The sequence below is a fragment of the Alteromonas sp. CyTr2 genome (assembly GCF_947311905.1).
GTDB classification, from domain to species: domain Bacteria; phylum Pseudomonadota; class Gammaproteobacteria; order Enterobacterales; family Alteromonadaceae; genus Alteromonas; species Alteromonas macleodii.
This window is the reverse complement of the sequence record NZ_CAMZMZ010000021.1, coordinates 1-16,969: the sequence shown is the minus strand read 5'-3', so window position 1 is coordinate 16,969 and position 16,969 is coordinate 1. Positions and strand designations below refer to the sequence as shown.

The 16,969-nt window shown below is 45.1% G+C and carries 20 protein-coding genes; 8 read left to right on the top strand and 12 right to left on the bottom strand.

All coding sequences use genetic code 11. From position 1 onward, the window contains the following. Positions 1-68: 68 nt before the first annotated feature. The 9 genes from ptsN to QME20_RS12090 form a co-directional block, all read right to left on the bottom strand. Positions 69-512 (bottom strand): PTS IIA-like nitrogen regulatory protein PtsN, encoded by a 444-nt coding sequence (ptsN, locus tag QME20_RS12130; protein WP_281715985.1) that lies wholly within the window; start codon positions 510-512, stop codon positions 69-71. A gap of 13 nt (positions 513-525) precedes the next feature. Beyond that, the gene (hpf, locus tag QME20_RS12125) at positions 526-813 is read right to left on the bottom strand and encodes a ribosome hibernation promoting factor (protein WP_012517338.1); all 288 of its coding nucleotides are present in this window, start codon (positions 811-813) and stop codon (positions 526-528) included. A gap of 30 nt (positions 814-843) precedes the next feature. Next, on the bottom strand, positions 844-2,325 hold the full coding sequence (locus QME20_RS12120) for an RNA polymerase factor sigma-54 (protein WP_281715984.1): 1,482 nt from the start codon (positions 2,323-2,325) through the stop codon (positions 844-846). A gap of 73 nt (positions 2,326-2,398) precedes the next feature. Then, entirely contained in the window at positions 2,399-3,124 is a 726-nt protein-coding gene (gene lptB / locus QME20_RS12115) for an LPS export ABC transporter ATP-binding protein (RefSeq protein ID WP_014948343.1), read from the bottom strand. Between the two features lie 2 nt (positions 3,125-3,126). Then, on the bottom strand, positions 3,127-3,681 hold the full coding sequence (gene lptA, locus QME20_RS12110) for a lipopolysaccharide transport periplasmic protein LptA (RefSeq protein WP_014948344.1): 555 nt from the start codon (positions 3,679-3,681) through the stop codon (positions 3,127-3,129). After that, positions 3,650-4,228 carry an LPS export ABC transporter periplasmic protein LptC gene (gene lptC / locus QME20_RS12105; protein ID WP_014948345.1) on the bottom strand — a complete coding sequence of 193 codons (579 nt, stop codon included), beginning with the start codon at positions 4,226-4,228 and terminating at the stop codon, positions 3,650-3,652. The genes lptA and lptC overlap by 32 nt, the downstream gene beginning before the upstream one ends. Continuing rightward, positions 4,225-4,773, bottom strand: coding sequence for a 3-deoxy-manno-octulosonate-8-phosphatase KdsC (gene kdsC / locus QME20_RS12100; protein ID WP_131136027.1), 549 nt, complete (start codon positions 4,771-4,773; stop codon positions 4,225-4,227). The genes lptC and kdsC overlap by 4 nt, the downstream gene beginning before the upstream one ends. Further along, positions 4,774-5,754, bottom strand: a complete 981-nt coding sequence (locus QME20_RS12095) for a KpsF/GutQ family sugar-phosphate isomerase (RefSeq protein WP_014948347.1) — start codon at positions 5,752-5,754, stop codon at positions 4,774-4,776. A 2-nt stretch (positions 5,755-5,756) separates the two neighbouring features. After that, a complete protein-coding gene (locus QME20_RS12090; RefSeq protein WP_014948348.1) occupies positions 5,757-6,713 on the bottom strand; it encodes a calcium/sodium antiporter in 957 nt (318 codons plus the stop codon). A gap of 577 nt (positions 6,714-7,290) precedes the next feature. On the opposite strand from QME20_RS12090, the gene mlaF reads away from it, so the two are divergent. The 7 genes from mlaF to murA all read left to right on the top strand — a co-directional run bounded on the left by mlaF (position 7,291) and on the right by murA (position 11,998). Then, positions 7,291-8,091, top strand: a complete 801-nt coding sequence (mlaF, locus tag QME20_RS12085) for a phospholipid ABC transporter ATP-binding protein MlaF (RefSeq protein WP_014948349.1) — start codon at positions 7,291-7,293, stop codon at positions 8,089-8,091. Further along, positions 8,088-8,864 (top strand): lipid asymmetry maintenance ABC transporter permease subunit MlaE, encoded by a 777-nt coding sequence (mlaE, locus tag QME20_RS12080; RefSeq protein WP_014948350.1) that lies wholly within the window; start codon positions 8,088-8,090, stop codon positions 8,862-8,864. The genes mlaF and mlaE overlap by 4 nt, the downstream gene beginning before the upstream one ends. 9 nt (positions 8,865-8,873) lie before the next feature. Continuing rightward, positions 8,874-9,347, top strand: a complete 474-nt coding sequence (mlaD, locus tag QME20_RS12075) for an outer membrane lipid asymmetry maintenance protein MlaD (protein ID WP_014948351.1) — start codon at positions 8,874-8,876, stop codon at positions 9,345-9,347. Positions 9,348-9,465: 118 nt separating this feature from the next. Beyond that, positions 9,466-10,131 carry an ABC transporter substrate-binding protein gene (locus tag QME20_RS12070; RefSeq protein ID WP_049586171.1) on the top strand — a complete coding sequence of 222 codons (666 nt, stop codon included), beginning with the start codon at positions 9,466-9,468 and terminating at the stop codon, positions 10,129-10,131. After that, on the top strand, positions 10,128-10,436 hold the full coding sequence (locus QME20_RS12065) for an STAS domain-containing protein (RefSeq protein WP_049586172.1): 309 nt from the start codon (positions 10,128-10,130) through the stop codon (positions 10,434-10,436). The genes QME20_RS12070 and QME20_RS12065 overlap by 4 nt, the downstream gene beginning before the upstream one ends. 29 nt (positions 10,437-10,465) lie before the next feature. Further along, positions 10,466-10,723: a BolA family protein gene (locus tag QME20_RS12060; protein WP_012517351.1), complete on the top strand. Its 258-nt coding sequence runs from the start codon at positions 10,466-10,468 to the stop codon at positions 10,721-10,723. A 12-nt stretch (positions 10,724-10,735) separates the two neighbouring features. Further along, on the top strand, positions 10,736-11,998 hold the full coding sequence (gene murA / locus QME20_RS12055; RefSeq protein ID WP_014948355.1) for a UDP-N-acetylglucosamine 1-carboxyvinyltransferase: 1,263 nt from the start codon (positions 10,736-10,738) through the stop codon (positions 11,996-11,998). 145 nt (positions 11,999-12,143) lie between these two features. Here murA and QME20_RS12050 read toward each other — a convergent pair whose 3' ends face one another. The 3 genes from QME20_RS12050 to QME20_RS12040 all read right to left on the bottom strand — a co-directional run bounded on the left by QME20_RS12050 (position 12,144) and on the right by QME20_RS12040 (position 15,518). Then, entirely contained in the window at positions 12,144-13,214 is a 1,071-nt protein-coding gene (locus tag QME20_RS12050) for a trypsin-like peptidase domain-containing protein (RefSeq protein WP_014948356.1), read from the bottom strand. Positions 13,215-13,633: 419 nt separating this feature from the next. Beyond that, positions 13,634-14,995 (bottom strand): DegQ family serine endoprotease, encoded by a 1,362-nt coding sequence (locus QME20_RS12045; protein ID WP_014948357.1) that lies wholly within the window; start codon positions 14,993-14,995, stop codon positions 13,634-13,636. An 88-nt stretch (positions 14,996-15,083) separates the two neighbouring features. Then, positions 15,084-15,518 (bottom strand): DUF1043 family protein, encoded by a 435-nt coding sequence (locus QME20_RS12040; RefSeq protein WP_014948358.1) that lies wholly within the window; start codon positions 15,516-15,518, stop codon positions 15,084-15,086. A 255-nt stretch (positions 15,519-15,773) separates the two neighbouring features. On the opposite strand from QME20_RS12040, the gene zapE reads away from it, so the two are divergent. After that, the gene (zapE, locus tag QME20_RS12035) at positions 15,774-16,871 is read left to right on the top strand and encodes a cell division protein ZapE (RefSeq protein WP_014978401.1); all 1,098 of its coding nucleotides are present in this window, start codon (positions 15,774-15,776) and stop codon (positions 16,869-16,871) included. Positions 16,872-16,969: the final 98 nt, after the last annotated feature.

The following is a 16,969-nucleotide window of genomic DNA, read 5'->3' as shown; positions in this document are numbered from 1 at the left end:
ACTCTGGTTTTATCGCATACACGTTGTCGAATTACGCGCCTAACTATCAATACTTAGGCGCACAATGATTAATTTAATGCAGAAAGAATTTCGTCGCTTGTCGTTGCGCGACGTATTGCTTTAATCGTTTCTTTGTCGCTTAGTTTGCCAGCCACGGTGGCTAGCGTTTGTAGGTGTCCTTCGGTTTGCTCCTCGGGAACGAGTAGCGCAAAAAAGATGTCTACGGGCTTTTCATCAAGGGCGTCAAAGTCGATAGCTGGCGTGCTGGTTACAACAATTGCTATCACTTTCTCAAGACCCGCTAAACGGCCGTGGGGCAGGGCGATACCATTGCCTATGCCTGTACTACCCATGCGTTCTCGAGCCATTAAACTGTTGAGTACTGTCGCCTGATCGATGTTCTCGTTTTGCTTGGCGGCAATATCAGCGATGATCTCAAGAATTCGCTTTTTACTATTACACTGAACCGCACACTCGGTGCGGTCCAGACTTACGATGGCTTGTATATCCATGCTTTATTAACTACTAATGTTTTTTCAGTTTTTCCTTATGCTTGATTACCTGCCGGTCGAGTTTATCAACCATGCTGTCAATCGCCGCATACATGTCGGTATTTTCTGAGGATGCGAATACTTCAGCGCCACTTAAATGAACGGTCGCTTCGGCTTTTTGATTTAATTTTTCAACGTTCAGGATGACATGCACATTAGAAATGTGATCAAAGTGACGTTCAAGTTTGCTGAACTTCGTATCGACATAATTACGCAAAGAGTCGGTGATTTCGACATGATGACCAGTAAGGTTGATTTGCATATTTCGTCTTCCTTATATTATTAAGCCCGTTTAAATAAGGCTCTTGCGTTGGTTCGACGGCGGGATCGACAACGATTCCCGGTACTTTGCTATTGTTCGCCGGGCAACTTTAATGCCTTGTTCGGCCAACAATGAAGCAATCTTGCTATCACTTAGCGGCTTGCTAGGCTTTTCAGCAGCCACTAATTTCTTGATCAATGCACGAATCGCTGTAGATGAACATTCACCACCAGACTCAGTTGCAACGTGGCTAGAGAAGAAATACTTCAATTCGAAAATTCCACGTGGCGTATGCATATACTTTTGCGTTGTCACACGCGAAATAGTCGATTCGTGCATATCTACCATTTCTGCGACATCATTTAGCACCATTGGTTTCATCATTTCCGGGCCGTGCTCAAAAAAGCCCATTTGTTGCTGCACAATGCAGTTTGCAACCTTCATCAAGGTTTCGTTACGAGATTCAAGGCTCTTAATGAACCACTTGGCCTCTTGCATATGTGAGCGGATGAATTGTGAGTCGCTACTATTCTTGGCACGGCGACTCATTGCAGCGTACTGTTGGTTTACGCTTAATTTAGGCAGACTGTCGGGGTTCAGCTCAACCACCCAACGGCCATTTTTCTTGGTTACTGAGACATCAGGAATAACATACTCAGGCTCTTTAGTAACTAAAGCACTACCTGGGCGAGGATTCAAGGTTTGAAGTAAACGCATTGCTTCGCGTAGCTGATCTTCTTTTAATCGGCTTTTACGCATTAGGGTGCGATAGTCTTTGCTGCTCAGTAAGTCAGAGTACTCTTCAATCAGTTGTTTCGCTTCAGCAAGCCACGGCGTGTCTTCTGAAAACTGACGCAATTGCACCATAAGGCACTCTTGCGGAGAGCGAGAACCTGAACCAATGGGATCAAACATTTGAATGCGTTTAAGAACACATTCAACTTCGTCCATTTCTATCGGCTCTTCCATTTCATCGTCGTTAACTGCTTCTAAAATATCGTCTAGCGTAACGGTTAAATAACCTGACTCGTCAATAGAGTCGATGATTGCTGTAGCGATTGCGCGATCGGTATCCGAGAAATGGGTAAGGCGCATTTGCCAAAGAAGGTGCTCTTGAATATCTTCAGTAGTCTCACCTTGGAAGATTTGCTCGTCGTCATTGGATGGACCCGGAGCAGGCGAAGATGAAGCAGAGTAGTATTCGTCCCATGTGCTGTCGATTGGCAGCTCATCGGGAAGATCGTTTTTCTCAAGTGCATCGCCGGCTTCTAGTGTGTCACTAGATGCAGAAGCAGTGGCCTCAGAGCCGCTGTCATCGTTGTCGATATTGTTCTTTTCTAGTTGCGGCTCGTCGTTACCTTCTTCAACTTCTAATAGCGGATTAGAATCGAGCGCTTCTTGGATCTCTTGTTGAAGATCAAGTGTAGAAAGCTGCAGCAGTTTAATGGCCTGCTGAAGCTGAGGTGTCATGGTAAGTTGTTGGCTAAATTTTAGCTGTAAAGATGGTTTCATCTACGTCTTATTTAAATGCTCTAAATTGAATATACCAGAGCGAAACTGAAAAATGACAATTCGGTTACATTAACTATAGCCTGAATTGTTCGCCTAGGTATACATCCCTTACTTTTTGATTACTTAAAACCTGTTCCGCCGTTCCTTGCGCAATAAGCTCGCCATGACTCACAATGTACGCCTTTTCACAAACATCCAATGTCTCTCGTACGTTATGGTCCGTGATAAGGATTCCAATCCCCCTATCGCGAAGATGTTGTATTATCTTCTTTATATCATTAACTGATATTGGATCAACACCAGCAAATGGTTCGTCTAACAAAATAAATTGCGGTTTTGCTGCCAGAGCGCGGGCAATCTCAACGCGACGGCGTTCGCCCCCTGACAAACTCATCCCAGTACTATTACGTATATGGTTAATATTAAATTCATCAAGTAGCGCATCAGCTTCTTCTTCTTGCTGTTGTGAATTTAAATCTTTACGGGTTTGCAAAATGGCCATGATATTTTCATGCACTGTGAGCTTTCTGAAAATAGATGCTTCCTGCGGTAGGTAGCCAATTCCGCGGCGTGCGCGCTCGTGCATGGGCTGATGAGTTAGCTCATTGTCGTCGATTTCAATCTTGCCTTTATCCAGATTCACTAAACCAACAATCATGTAAAATGTGGTGGTCTTACCAGCGCCATTTGGGCCAAGAAGACCGACAATTTGACCCGTTGAGACAGACAGGCTTACATCTCGTACAACCTGTCTTGACTTGTAAGCCTTAGCAAGATTTTTAGCGCTCAAAGTTGCCATTGCTATTCATTGCCCTCGTTGTCTTTTTTGTCTTTCTTAGACGAAGTTTTGCGAATGGTCTCAGGTGTGAATACTGTGGTCACTCGACCCTCACCATCCTTACCTGCGCCGCCAGTCGCTAGCAATTGCTCGGTAATCATATCGAACGTGATGTTGTCACCCTGTACTTTACTGGTGTCTTGTTTCAACTCTGCGTTTCCAGCAAGAGAAATCGTTCGGTTCACCACTTCATAGCGTATTTCATTAGCTTTTGCCGAAACTGGCGTGCCGTCTTCCAATTGCTGGGAATAGCTTGCAGGCTTTCCTCTAGCAATAAATATTTCACGACCACCACCGTCAGTGGCAATTACTTCCACTTCGTCAGCTTCAATAACCAAAGAGCCTTGAGTTATGAGTACGTCGTCTTTGTACAACGCGGTTTTATTTTTACCGTCGATAAACTGGGTGTTCGAGCCTATTTTTATGGGCTGCGAAAAATCATCTTCACTGGCGTGTACCGCACCGCTAGCGATGGCAAGCAATAAACTAGTTGCTAGGGGAATAAGTGGTTTGTACATGATCTAAAAGCTCGTATTCTTGTGTGCGTAAATTCGCGTTAAACCCATTACTTAAAATGACATATTGGGTGCCCAGTATTTCAACGGGTTGGTCAGATGTCATTTGCTTGGTTTCTAAATTAATTTGAATGTACTCGGTCGATATACTTCTGACAAAGTCATCGCCAGTTTGGTTCTCAATATTAACTTGGTTTTCCAGCTGGATTAGCTCGTTATTGTATAGTGTACCTTCATCAGCGGTTACCACCCATGGTGATGACGCGTTTTCTGTATAAAGGGTGTATTTAGGTTGCTGAAACAATACAAAGCCAAGCTGGTCGTAATGCTCCATCGACTCTGCAAATACTTTGTGATTTAACTCACCGTCTTGATTGTACAGCGTAGTGGTTAGATTTTTTGCTTTGTAGGCGGGCTTTAGCGCATCGTTTTCACGATTCCCCTGCGTTTCAGGCTGCTCTTCCATCCACGTAGGGATGTACATCAGCATCGCCAGAATAAATAGCGCCGATATACTTAATCCTAAGCGATTAAAGCCAAACAGGCTCATACACTAGCTCCAAAAATCTCATTTGTTACCCCTTTGGCCTGCAAAATGGTATCCGATATTTCTCGGACCGCGCCAAACCCACCGGGAAGGGTCGTAATCCAGTTTGCTTGTTTTGCTACGTAAGGATGGGCATCGGCAACCGCAATTTTAACCGCAACGTGCTTGTACATACCCGTATCTGGCATGTCATCACCTACCGCAGCCACTTCGTCAGTGTTTAACTCAAGGCGTTTCATCAGGTCACTAAGCGCGTCTGCTTTATTCTCTTCGCCTTGAATTATATGTGCAACATTCAGTGCCTTCATTCTATTTTCAACAATGGCAGAGCGACGTCCAGTAATAACCGCGACATTCACTCCATTGCTCACTAGCGCTTTTACACCATATCCATCACGGGTATGGAATGCTTTAAGTTCTTCACCGTCGTTACCTAAGTAAATTCGGCCATCTGAGAACACACCATCAACGTCACATACCAGCAACTTTATCTTGGCTAGTTTTGCGAAAAGCGAGTCATTTATTTCCGTGTACAAGGTGGTTGTCATTTAAAGCACTCCTGCTTTTAGTAGCATATGCATGTTAAAAGCCCCAACAGGTTTGCGCTTATCGTCAGTAACCATTAACGCACTAATTTTATGGGTTTCCATCAAATTCAGGGCTTCTACAGCCAGCTGACCTGCGGTGGTAGTCTTGCCGCCTTTAGTCATTACTTCTTCTACTGTCGCACTGTGTACGTCTACGCGGGCATCGAGAATTCGTCGTAGGTCGCCATCCGTAAAGACGCCTGTCAGCGTACCGTCTGCCGCTATCACGCCTGTCATACCCAATCCCTTTTTAGATATTTCCAGCAGTGCGTCAGCGACAGAAGCACTGGCATGGACAAGGGGGATATCACTGCCGCTTAGCATGATATCGCTAACTTTAAGCAGAAGTTTTCTGCCTAAACTACCGCCTGGGTGCGAAAGCGCAAAGTCATCTGAGGTGAAACCTTTTTGGTCGAGCAGTGCTACCGCAAGCGCATCACCCATAACCAGTGTGGCGGTTGTGCTTGACGTAGGAGCAAGACCTAGCGAACACGCTTCTTTTTCAACGCTGATATCAAGTACGACATCTGCGTGTTGCCCCAATGAACTGGAAGCACTGTTGGTCATGGCGACCACCTGTATGCCTAAGCGCTTAACTACGGGCAATAAGTTAACTAGCTCGTTAGTCTCGCCAGAATTAGAGATGGCGAGTAAGACATCGCCTTTGCTTAGCATGCCCAAGTCGCCATGGTTGGCTTCACCAGGGTGCATGAAAAATGCAGGAGTACCTGTACTGGCAAGCGTAGCGGCAATTTTATTTCCGATATGCCCAGACTTTCCCATACCACTCACGACAACTTTACCCTTGCAGGCAAAGAGAATATTACAGGCAGCGATAAATTCATTGTTTAAGCGCTCTGCCAGATTAGCAATAGCCTGTGTTTCAATTTCAATAACGCGCTTCGCTGAGTCGATATAGTTCATCTGAGTTTGTGTATTCATGATTATCCGAATAGCCAGAATTGATAGCCGATAAAGCAAGCCAGAAGTATGAATCCATTTGTTCTTGATATTGTACGTTTGCCGATTAAATCGAAGCTGAACAAGAACAATAATAATGTTAAACCAAGCATTACGTACATATCTCGGTTGTAAACGTCAGGGTCCAGGATACCAGGCGCGATTAAGCCGGGCATGCCAAGTACTGCAAGCAGGTTGAAGATATTTGAGCCGATGATATTACCCAGTGCTAAATCGTCTTCACCTTTAAGTACACCCGCAACACTTGCTGCTAGCTCAGGTAGACTTGTACCAAACGCAATAATCGTTAGTCCGATAACCAAATCCGAAATGCCCATGTATCTGGCAATTTCTACTGCTGAGTTCACCAAAAAGTGAGCACTTAATGGCAGTATTACAAGGCCTACACCAATCCAAATGAGGGCTGACGTATTTGAAACGCCTTTGGGGATTTCATCTGCGGTTTCCGCAACCAGAGGGTCTTCTTTATCTACCTGTAGCGACAACCACGCCATCATTGCCAGTACGAAAATGAACAGGCCTAGTAGGATAATGCCTTCATAAGACTTAAGTTCACCGTCAAACATAAAGCCAATAGCAATCAATGAGATGATAAGGAGTGCTGGAAGCTCGCGCTTTAATGTTGTTGATGAAACAAGCAATGGTTTCACTAGCGCGGTTATACCTAAAACTAGCGCGATGTTCGTGATGTTAGAACCTAGCGCGTTACCCACGGCGGTGTTCATATTGCCATTTGCGGAGGCTATGGCGGAAACCACAATTTCAGGTGCCGAAGATCCCATAGCGACAATCGTTAGTCCGATCATCATTGGAGAAATGCCGATGTTTTTTGCTAATGCTGAGGCGCCATATACAAACCGGTCAGCGCTCCAACTCAGTACAATCAGCCCAACAAGAAAAATGACAATGTTTAAAAGCACAACAACCTGTAATAGAAAGTATTTCGCTAGATTGTCGCAAAAAGAGTGCCATTTGCCTATGCTCGCAGCGTTTTATTTTCGCCAAATACTGTCAATTGACGTAAATTTCCGCTGAATACGCAAATTAGGTCGCACTTACACACACAAGACGTCATATTCAGTTTCAGTTAAGAAACAACAAAATAGGATGGAGTCAATGTTAAGCGTAAAGATTGCTAGGGAAGGTTAGGCACTTAAACGTGAGATACCCAACGTCTTAATCGAACATAACTTGTAACTTTTTGACTTTGGCGAGGGGCTTGAAAAAGCGTACAATGTCCTTAAATTACACCGCCCAGACAAGGTGTTCTATACCGTGTCTGGCGATAGAAATTCAAAAAAGTACACTGGAGAGTAAACTTTTTTGATTTTATGCGCTCATAAAGTAAACTGTGCAGTAAACCTTAAGAGTGGATCAAGTGAAGGCACAGAAATTGAATACTCACTTACTCTTATAATTTTAAAATTTTCTAAGTGGATTGAACGCGTTATTTTATAAGGTCTCAATCCAACGTCAGGGGTCGACATTTAAGTAACTATGGATCATTTAGTTGAAGTAGATAACCTTACCTTTAAGCGCGCTGATCGCATCATTTATGATGGGATATCGCTAAAGGTACCCAAAGGCAAAATTACTGCGGTAATGGGGCCAAGTGGTATAGGTAAAACCACGCTGCTGCGCCTTATTGGCGGGCAGTTAACGCCAGATGAAGGTGACGTTAGATTCGACGGCGATTCGATTGTTTCTATGTCGAGAAAAACGCTATATGAGACACGTCGTAGAATGAGCATGCTTTTTCAAAGTGGTGCGCTTTTTACCGATATGAGTGTGTTCGATAACGTGGCGTTTCCACTTCGCGAACATACAAAACTTTCTGAAGACGTTATTGCGACAATTGTCGCTTTAAAGCTACAGGCAGTAGGATTGCGCGGTGCAGCTCAGTTAATGCCTAGTGAATTATCTGGTGGTATGGCGCGCAGGGCTGCTTTGGCTAGGGCGATTGCACTAGATCCAGATTTAATCATGTACGACGAACCCTTTGCAGGACAAGATCCTATATCAATGGGTGTGCTGGTTAAGCTTATTCGTGAATTAAACGACGCACTTAATCTAACCAGTATTGTGGTGACTCACGATGTCACTGAAGTACTGACCATTGCCGATTATATTTATATCTTAGCTGACAAGCGGGTTATCGGTGAAGGAACGGCGCAGCAAATCAAAGAAAGTGACTCTGAATTAGTCCAACAGTTCTTGAAAGGAAAAGCAGATGGTCCGGTACCATTTCATTATCCTGCACCTGATTTGAAAGCAAGCTTCTTGGGGGCAGATAAATGAAGTTCTTCCAATCAATAGGCGCTAAAACGATAGGGAAGGTCACTGCGGTTGGTCGAGCAGCTCTTATGTTATTCGGTGCGTTAATCGCTGTTCCTCGGCTTAAAAATGTACCGCTGGTGATTAAGCAATTGTATGTAGTGGGCGTTCAGTCGCTACTCATTATTATGGTGTCGGGGTTATTCATCGGCATGGTAATGGCGCTACAAGGCTACACCATTTTGGTTGATTATGGCGCAGAAGGTAGCTTAGGCCCCATGGTCGCACTTTCATTGTTAAGGGAGCTTGGTCCGGTTGTGACCGCATTGCTTTTTGCTGGGCGAGCTGGCTCAGCCTTAACAGCTGAAATAGGCTTAATGAAAGCCACGGAGCAGCTGAGTAGTTTAGAGATGATGGCGGTAGACCCGCTACGACGTATCGTCGCTCCGCGTTTTTGGGCGGGAATGTTAGCGATGCCTATGCTTGCCATTATTTTCAGTGCCATTGGTATTTTAGGCGGCCACTTAGTGGGTGTTGATTGGTTAGGCGTTGATGCAGGCAGCTACTGGTCAATTATGCAATCGACAGTAGATTGGAACCAGGATGTCATAAACGGCGTAATAAAAAGCCTCGTGTTTGCCTTGGTTGTGACGTGGATTGCCATATTTAAAGGTTACGATTCTATTCCAACATCGGAAGGGATCAGCAAAGCGACTACCGAAACGGTGGTCTATTCATCATTAGCAGTATTAGGGCTGGACTTCGTGCTAACCGCCCTTATGTTTGGTATCGAGTAGGGGATTGGAATGAGTAAGTATAAAACGGAAGTAATGGTTGGTGTGTTTGTCATGCTTACAATCGGTGCGTTGTTGTTATTGGCACTGAAAGTAGCAAACCAAACGGTAGCCACCGAAGGCGATACCTACACGTTATACGCAAAATTCGACAATATTGGCGGCTTAAAGCCGAGATCGGCAGTAAAGGTTGGTGGGGTAACGGTTGGCCGTGTGTCATCGATTACGCTAGACCAAGAAGATTTTACGCCAGTGGTTGAGCTGTCAATTTTAAATGAATACAACGGCTTTCCAGAAACCAGCTCTGTGTCTATTTTGACCTCGGGTTTGCTAGGCGAACAGTATGTTGGCTTCCAACCTGGCTTTTCTTTCGACGGTGTCGCTAATTTACAGAATGGCGATTACCTTCAGGATACTAAGTCAGCTTTGGTTCTTGAAGATCTCATTGGTCAGTTCTTATTTAATCGCGGAAGCGACGAAGACTAATCGCAGTATTACGGCCAGACGTATATTACCAGGTCGTTAAATTATTCCAGCGGCGTGATGAAACTTATTGGATTGCCATCAGGTCTGCTAAATAGAGTTTTAAGTTAGGAGAGTAATTTTGAAAAAGTTTATGGTAGCACTTGGCATCTTCATGATGTCCGTAGCGGGCATAGCGAATGCACAAGAAGTTAATGAACAAAACCCGTATGAATTGGTTCAAGACGTAGCAAACCGCACGTTTGAACGCATCAAAGCGAACCAAGCAGCGATTAAAGCTGATCCTGAAATGCTACGCACTATTATGGAAGAAGAATTAGTACCTCATATCGACTACAAATTCGCTGCTTTTATGGTACTAGGTAAACACTTTAAGTCAGTACCTCAAGAGAAGATGGGCGAGTACATCAGCGTATTTCGTCAATATTTGGTAACAACCTACGCTGTGGCAATGGGTTACTACGACAACCAAGAAGTCATCTTTGAGCCTGAATCATCTTTTGATGATAAAAAATCAGTAACAGTGCGTGCAGTGGTTCAAGATCCAAACCGCCCTGAAATCAAAATTGCTTTTAAAGTTCGTAAAGATAGTAAAACGAACGAGTGGAAAGCCTACGATATGGTTGCTGAAGGCATCAGCATGCTAAACAGCAAGCGTAGCGAATTTGAATCAATCCTTCGTCAAGACGGTATCGATGCAGTTATCGCACTAATGCGCGACAAAATTGGTAAGCCAGTTGAGCTTAAGCAAGGCGAGCCAATCGAAATCGAAGGAGAGACTGAGTGAGCCTATTCGAGGTAAACGACAAAGGCAATGTAGTGGTTCACGGTAATCTTGACCGTGAAACGCTGTCGAAGAATTTCTGGGATAGTTTGAACGGAAATGAGCGTAGTACCTTGATTAACAATAAAAGATGTCTTGTTGATTTAAGTGATGTTGAGCGCGCAGACAGTGCAGGTTTGGCTTGGCTTATTAATGCCGTTAGGGATGCAAAGCAAAATGGTGTTAGCATGAGCCTATATAAAATGCCTGAGAAGCTACGTAAGCTTGCTAAAATAAGCGACGCAGATAGCTTTTTACCCGTAGAATAAACACCCGTTAGCGAATTAAGAAGTAAGTTATGGAATTGTCTGAAATTGAAAAAATCTTGAAAGATGCGTTAGACCTTCACGAAGTCCATGTAAAGGGCGAAGGTTCGCATTTTAATATTATTGCGGTAAGCGATGCTTTTAACGAAATGAGCCGTGTGAAGCGCCAGCAAGCGGTATATGCGCCTTTGGCTGATAAAATTGCAGACGGCAGCATGCATGCAATTACCATCAAGACGTTTTCAGTAAAAGACTGGGAGCGTGAGCGCCAGTTTAATATTCCTCAATAATAGGCGTAGCACGTGGATAAACTCGTAATTAAAAAGGGCCCTGCGCTCAACGGTACCGTGCGCATCTCTGGCGCTAAAAACGCGGCCTTGCCATTGTTGATGACAAGCTTGCTGACCGACTCTCCTTGTCGTTACACCAACGTTCCTCGTCTTCGTGACATCAATACAACGACGGCACTTTTGCGTGAATTAGGGGTTGAAGTCGCACTACCCGCACCTAACGATATCGTTATCGATGCGAGTACGCTACAAAGCGTTACAGCGTCCTATGAGTTAGTACGTACTATGCGTGCGTCTATCTTGGTACTTGGCCCACTGTTAGCTAAGCAAGGTAAAGCGAATGTCTCTTTGCCCGGGGGCTGTGCTATAGGTGCGCGCCCGGTAAATCTTCATTTAACTGGCCTTGAAAAGATGGGCGCGAAGATTGAAGTAGACGAAGGCTACATTCGAGCCGAAGTCGATGGTCGTCTGAAAGGTGCGCGTATTTTCATGGATATGGTAAGCGTGGGTGCCACTGAAAACCTACTGATGGCAGCGGCGCTGGCTGACGGAACAACCATTCTTGAAAACGCGGCACGCGAGCCCGAAATCGTTGATCTAGCAAACTGTCTTATTCAGATGGGCGCGAAAATTAGCGGTGCAGGAAGCGATAAAATAACCATTGAGGGCGTGGAAACCTTAAACGGTTGTGATTATGCAGTGCTGCCTGACCGTATAGAAACCGGTACTTTCTTGGTAGCGGCCGCTGTGACAGGTGGGAAAATACGCTGTACTCATGCGGCGCCAGATACATTAGATGCAGTGCTAGATAAGCTAGAGCAAGCCGGAGCTAAAATCACCACTGGTGATGACTGGATAGAGCTAGACATGGAAGGGCGCAAACCACAGGCTGTGCGAGTTAAAACCGCACCACACCCAGCATTCCCTACGGATATGCAGGCGCAGTTTGTTACCCTTAACTGTGTTGCCGAAGGCACGGGCGTAATTACAGAAACCATTTTTGAAAACCGCTTCATGCACGTGCCAGAGTTACAACGTATGGGCGCAGAAATCGCGTTAGAAGCGAACTCAGCAGTGTCTAAAGGCAGCTCAAGCCTTAAAGGAGCTCCGGTAATGGCTACTGACCTGCGCGCGTCGGCAAGCTTGGTGATAGCTGGGCTCATCGCAGAAGGTGAGACTCACGTGAATCGCATTTATCACTTAGACCGTGGTTATGAAGCAATTGAAGAGAAGCTGGGTGGCTTGGGTGCCATCATTGAAAGAGTGAAAGAATAACTCAAGGTTTCGCACTTCTACGAAAAAGCGCCAGATAGCATATCTATCTGGCGCTTTTTTTGTGTCTATTATCTATGCGGGCTGGTATTAAATCTTCACGTTCTAAACTTGGGAAGCCGAACTAATCTGCCAGCTCCAACAATACTTATTGACCAGCGCGAAGCTCTGCAACCGTTGCCGTAAGAGTAATTGAACGCCCGTCGCGGCTGAGCTCAATTTCAAGTTCTGTACCGGGCTCGGTTTCGGCAATCATATCCAACGTTTTTGATGCGCTTTCTAAACGTACGCCGTCTATGGCTACTATGATGTCGCCAGGGCGGATACCCGCGATGTCGGCAGGGCTGCCTTTAGCTACTGCTGAAACGTCTATGCCTGGTCGGTTGCGGTTTTCACCGCCAACAAAACCAAGCTGCCCGCGAACAACACGTCCATTGCTGATAATTTCATCCATGACTCGCTTAGCTAATTCGTAAGGCACGGCAAAGTTAATGCCGTCTACATTGCGAGCGCGATTATTTGAATCTAGCACCTGGAAGTTGGCGTTAGTGATACCCAGCAAAATACCATTGCTATCTACCAGCGCACCACCAGAATTACCTTGGTTCAAAACTGCGTCGGTTTGAATGAAATCAACATAATTAGATAGACCATTTCGTCCGGCTCTGCTTACTATGCCTTGAGTAATGGTTTGTCCCAAATCGAAAGGATTACCAATCGCCATCACCACATCACCCACATGGGTGTCAGGTTCCGATACCTGAGGAATAATATGCAGGTTATCAGCGGTGACTTTTAACACGGCAAGGTCGGTCAGTGGGTCGGTGCCCACAATTTGCGCTTCCAAAATACGTCCATCTTGAACCGCTACGTAAATGCTATCGGCATCTGCAACTACGTGGTGACAGGTAAGCAAATAGCCATTTTCTGTCATGATAACGCCAGAACCCAAATTGGTGCGCCCACGAGATTGATTTCTGAATAGGCCTGAACCGTTCTCAATACTGACGCTGTAGATATTGACTACTGCAGGCGCAGAGCGGCTCAGGGCAGTAAAATAGCTTTCGCGACTAGCGCTTACTGATGGAGAGTTAAAGAATCCTTGAGCAAGGCCTTTGCCTTGACGTAGATCGGGTAGGAAAACTAAGAGTAGTGCAGCAACAGCTACGCCAAGAAATACAGATTTTAGTAAGAAGTTAAAAATTGAGCGGCCAGTCACAAATCACACTTTTTGTTATCTGTCGCACTTAATTAATACGTGCCGTTAACTTAGCACTACTTCACAATCTTAAAGCGCAACATTCTTAAATTATCATCTTACGGCAAAGGATATCACTTTATTTAATAAACTACCGTAATGAAACGCAAATTTTGTGCAACTCAATTTGCACTAGCATGTACTTCAAAACCTTTCATGCTGTTCATACAGCGTTATTTACGTGGACATAGGTGTAGCTCGAGAATGCGGCTTATCAGAGGAGCCCGTAAAGAAGCCCCTTTAGGAAGCTAGGAGCACATTGTTTTCAACGGTTATCATTTGAAAACAAAAACGGCGCTTATAAAGCGCCGTTTTTATGCTAACCCTCAGCTTGGACACCAACGCGTCTGAGCTGAGGATGTAATTGAAGTGCTAAATTGCTACTGTCTGATTACCAAATAAAGCGTAGAGTTTCCACGTTTTACATTGAGTGCGATAACGCCTTTGGCTTCGTCTAGTGCATTTCTGAACTCTGCAACCGTAGACGTACGTACTCGGTTAACGCCGATTATCACATCATCAGATTGAAGACCAATTCGCGCCGCAGGCGCACCACGCTCGATATCAGAAACCACTACACCAGCATTCCCAGCATCGTCAGTGCCGTTAGACAGGGTTGCTCCTTCTAGGGCTGGGTGAATTTGAGCAGCAGTCACTGTCGTATCTGTAGCGTCATCTAATACAACGTCTACATTCATTTTCTTACCTTTGCGCATTACCGTGAGCTCAACTTCAGCGCCCGCGCCCATACTCGCAATTTTTGCGCGCAGTTCTTGGAAGCTATGAAGTTTACGACCATTAATGGCAGTAATAATATCACCGGCTTGCAGACCACCTTTTTCAGCGGCAGAGTCTGGCTGCACTTCGCTCACGAACGCACCAATGTTCACTTCCGCATTCATGGCTTCTGCAAGGCCCGCGTCAATATCGCTACCTAAAATGCCTAGAAGGCCACGGCGAACTTCACCAAATTCTGCAATTTGATCAATTAGGCTTTTCATCATATTGGCAGGAATAGCAAAACCAATACCGACGTTACCGCCGTTAGGACCAAAAATAGCGGTGTTGATACCAACCAGTTCACCGTGAAGGTTAACTAACGCACCGCCTGAGTTACCGCGGTTAATTGCTGCGTCGGTTTGAATAAAGTCTTCATAACCACCAATGTTCAAGCCAGAGCGGCCCAGAGCACTTACAATACCAGAGGTAACCGTTTGAGAAAGACCAAACGGATTACCAATAGCTACTACAAAGTCGCCTACGCGCAGCGCGTCAGAATCGGCAAGCGGTAACGCTTTTAAATCATCAGGTTCTATTTTAAGTAGCGCGATATCGCTTTGCTCGTCAGAGCCTAGCTTTTTCGCCTTAAACTCGCGACCGTCAGTTAACTTAACAGTGATTTCATCTGCATTATCAACAACGTGGTTGTTGGTAACGACATAACCTTTATCGGCATCAATGATGACACCAGAACCAAGACCTCGGAAAGGGCGTTCTTGAACCTGCTCTTGCGGGGCGCCGAAGAAGTAGCGAAACATCTCGGGTACACGCTGCGTAGAGGTTTGTGTTCCTTCTACCGCAATGCTCACTACCGCTGGGGTAGCTTCTTCTAGCATAGGGGCTAAAGAGGGAACTTCATCTTTCTTATCAGAAAAGAACGGTAACGCCGCCTGTGTGCTAGCAGTAAAGCCCAATGAACTTACAACAACGGCAGACGCCAATAGACAATGGCGGAAAGACATTTTCATGTTCGCTTACACTCCTTCATGTTATATGCGACATAGCATGGTTTCACTAAAAGAGTCCGAGGTCGTGATAAAGTTCCCGATGTTACTGTTTTTCTGCGGTATTCTTATCAGATCCGCCGACGAACAGCCCAGAACCCGAGTTAGCGAAGTCTCTTGGCTGTGTGTCAGATACACGCTGAACTCTCGATTTGTCAGACCCTTTTAGGTTGTTACGTAAATACGTAGTTGCTTGTTCCCCATAAAAAGGAACTTTGCTGTCATCATCGCTGCCTTGCTCAAGCAGCAATTCATACTCTTCAATTTGTTGCTTTAAGGTTTCGCACTGGCTTTCAATGCTCTCTAAGCTTTGACGAGTTTGATGAATGTGGTGTTGCGCCTGCTGTGCGAGGATCTCTTTAACTTGCTTCTCAGTCTGTGCAGTATTGCCTGCGCCCTGCTTTTGTTGAAAAAAGCGACCTGCGAAAAAGCCAATAATTAACCCAACTACTAACAAAGCAAGAGATACTAACAATTCCATTATATTCTCCGAATCAATCTACATCTTGCAGCCGACCTTTACTTCTACGATCTAAAAGCTGCTTTCGACCATACGCTGAATATAGCAAGGTCGAACCCGAAAAGCGCATACATCGTGACATTTATTCGGTGTATGTCGAATTTCAATGTGAGATTCTACCGTGATTTCCATTAAAATTAAGGTCATAATTGAGAAATTCAAGCAGGTCGGTGCAGCAAGCGCCGCTATTGACTTTTGTACGGAGTGGTTTCGGCGATGACGCCATGGGAAAAATATCAGCTAGATCTTCAGTCGTCTGACTTTCATTACGACGCGGCGCAAGAAAATGCAGTAAAAGAACTTCAACGTTTGTTTGATGAACTTACCCAACCTGAAAAGAAAACGACGTGGCGGGTAAAGTTAAAAGCAGCGTTTGGGAAAGGCCATGCGAAGCCTGGTATCCAGGGCATTTACTTTTACGGTGGGGTAGGGCGAGGCAAAACCTATTTAGTAGATACATTCTACGACTGTTTGCCTTTCGAAAAGAAAATGCGCGTGCATTTTCACCGCTTTATGTACCGTGTACACGATGAACTAAAGCAGCTTAAAAACGCACAAGACCCGCTAAAGCTGGTAGCGGCTAAGTTAGCAAAAGAAGCGCGGGTAATATGCTTTGACGAGTTTTTCGTGTCTGATATAACCGATGCCATGATTTTAGGCACGTTAATGGAAGAGCTGTTTGGTCACGGTATTGTGCTGGTGGCGACGTCGAACATAGTCCCTGACGATTTGTATAAAAACGGATTACAGCGTGCGCGGTTCTTACCTGCTATCGATCTACTCAATCAGAATACCCGCGTGGTAAATGTTGATAGCGGTATTGATTATCGTCTTAGAACGTTAGAGCAAGCCGAAATTTATCACTACCCACTTGATGGCGAAGCCACTGAAAACTTGCATAGCTACTTTTCTCAGTTAGCACCGGAAGAAGGCTCTAAAGGCGAAGATATTGAGGTGAACAACCGAAAAATACCGACGCTTAGAAACGCTGACGGGGTATTGATGATAGATTTTAAAGCCCTGTGTGGCGGACCCCGCAGCCAGAGCGACTACATTGAGCTAAGCCGTTGTTATCACTCAGTGCTTTTAGCGAATGTTAAGGAAATGGGCCAGCACAATGACGATGTGGCGCGCCGTTTTATTGCAATGGTGGACGAGTTTTACGAGCGAAATGTAAAGCTGATCATATCTGCAGAAGTCGCGCTGGAAAGCTTGTACACCGAGGGGCTACTTAACTTTGAGTTCAGACGCTGTCTTAGCCGCTTAAAGGAAATGCAGTCACACGACTACCTGGCAACCGAGCATTTGCCGTAAACATAAATATGGGGTCAGAGTCTGAGGTATCCCCACAAATAATATTGCGATATCAATAAGATAAAAAAGATAGGAACATTCATGACGTTTGGTGATCA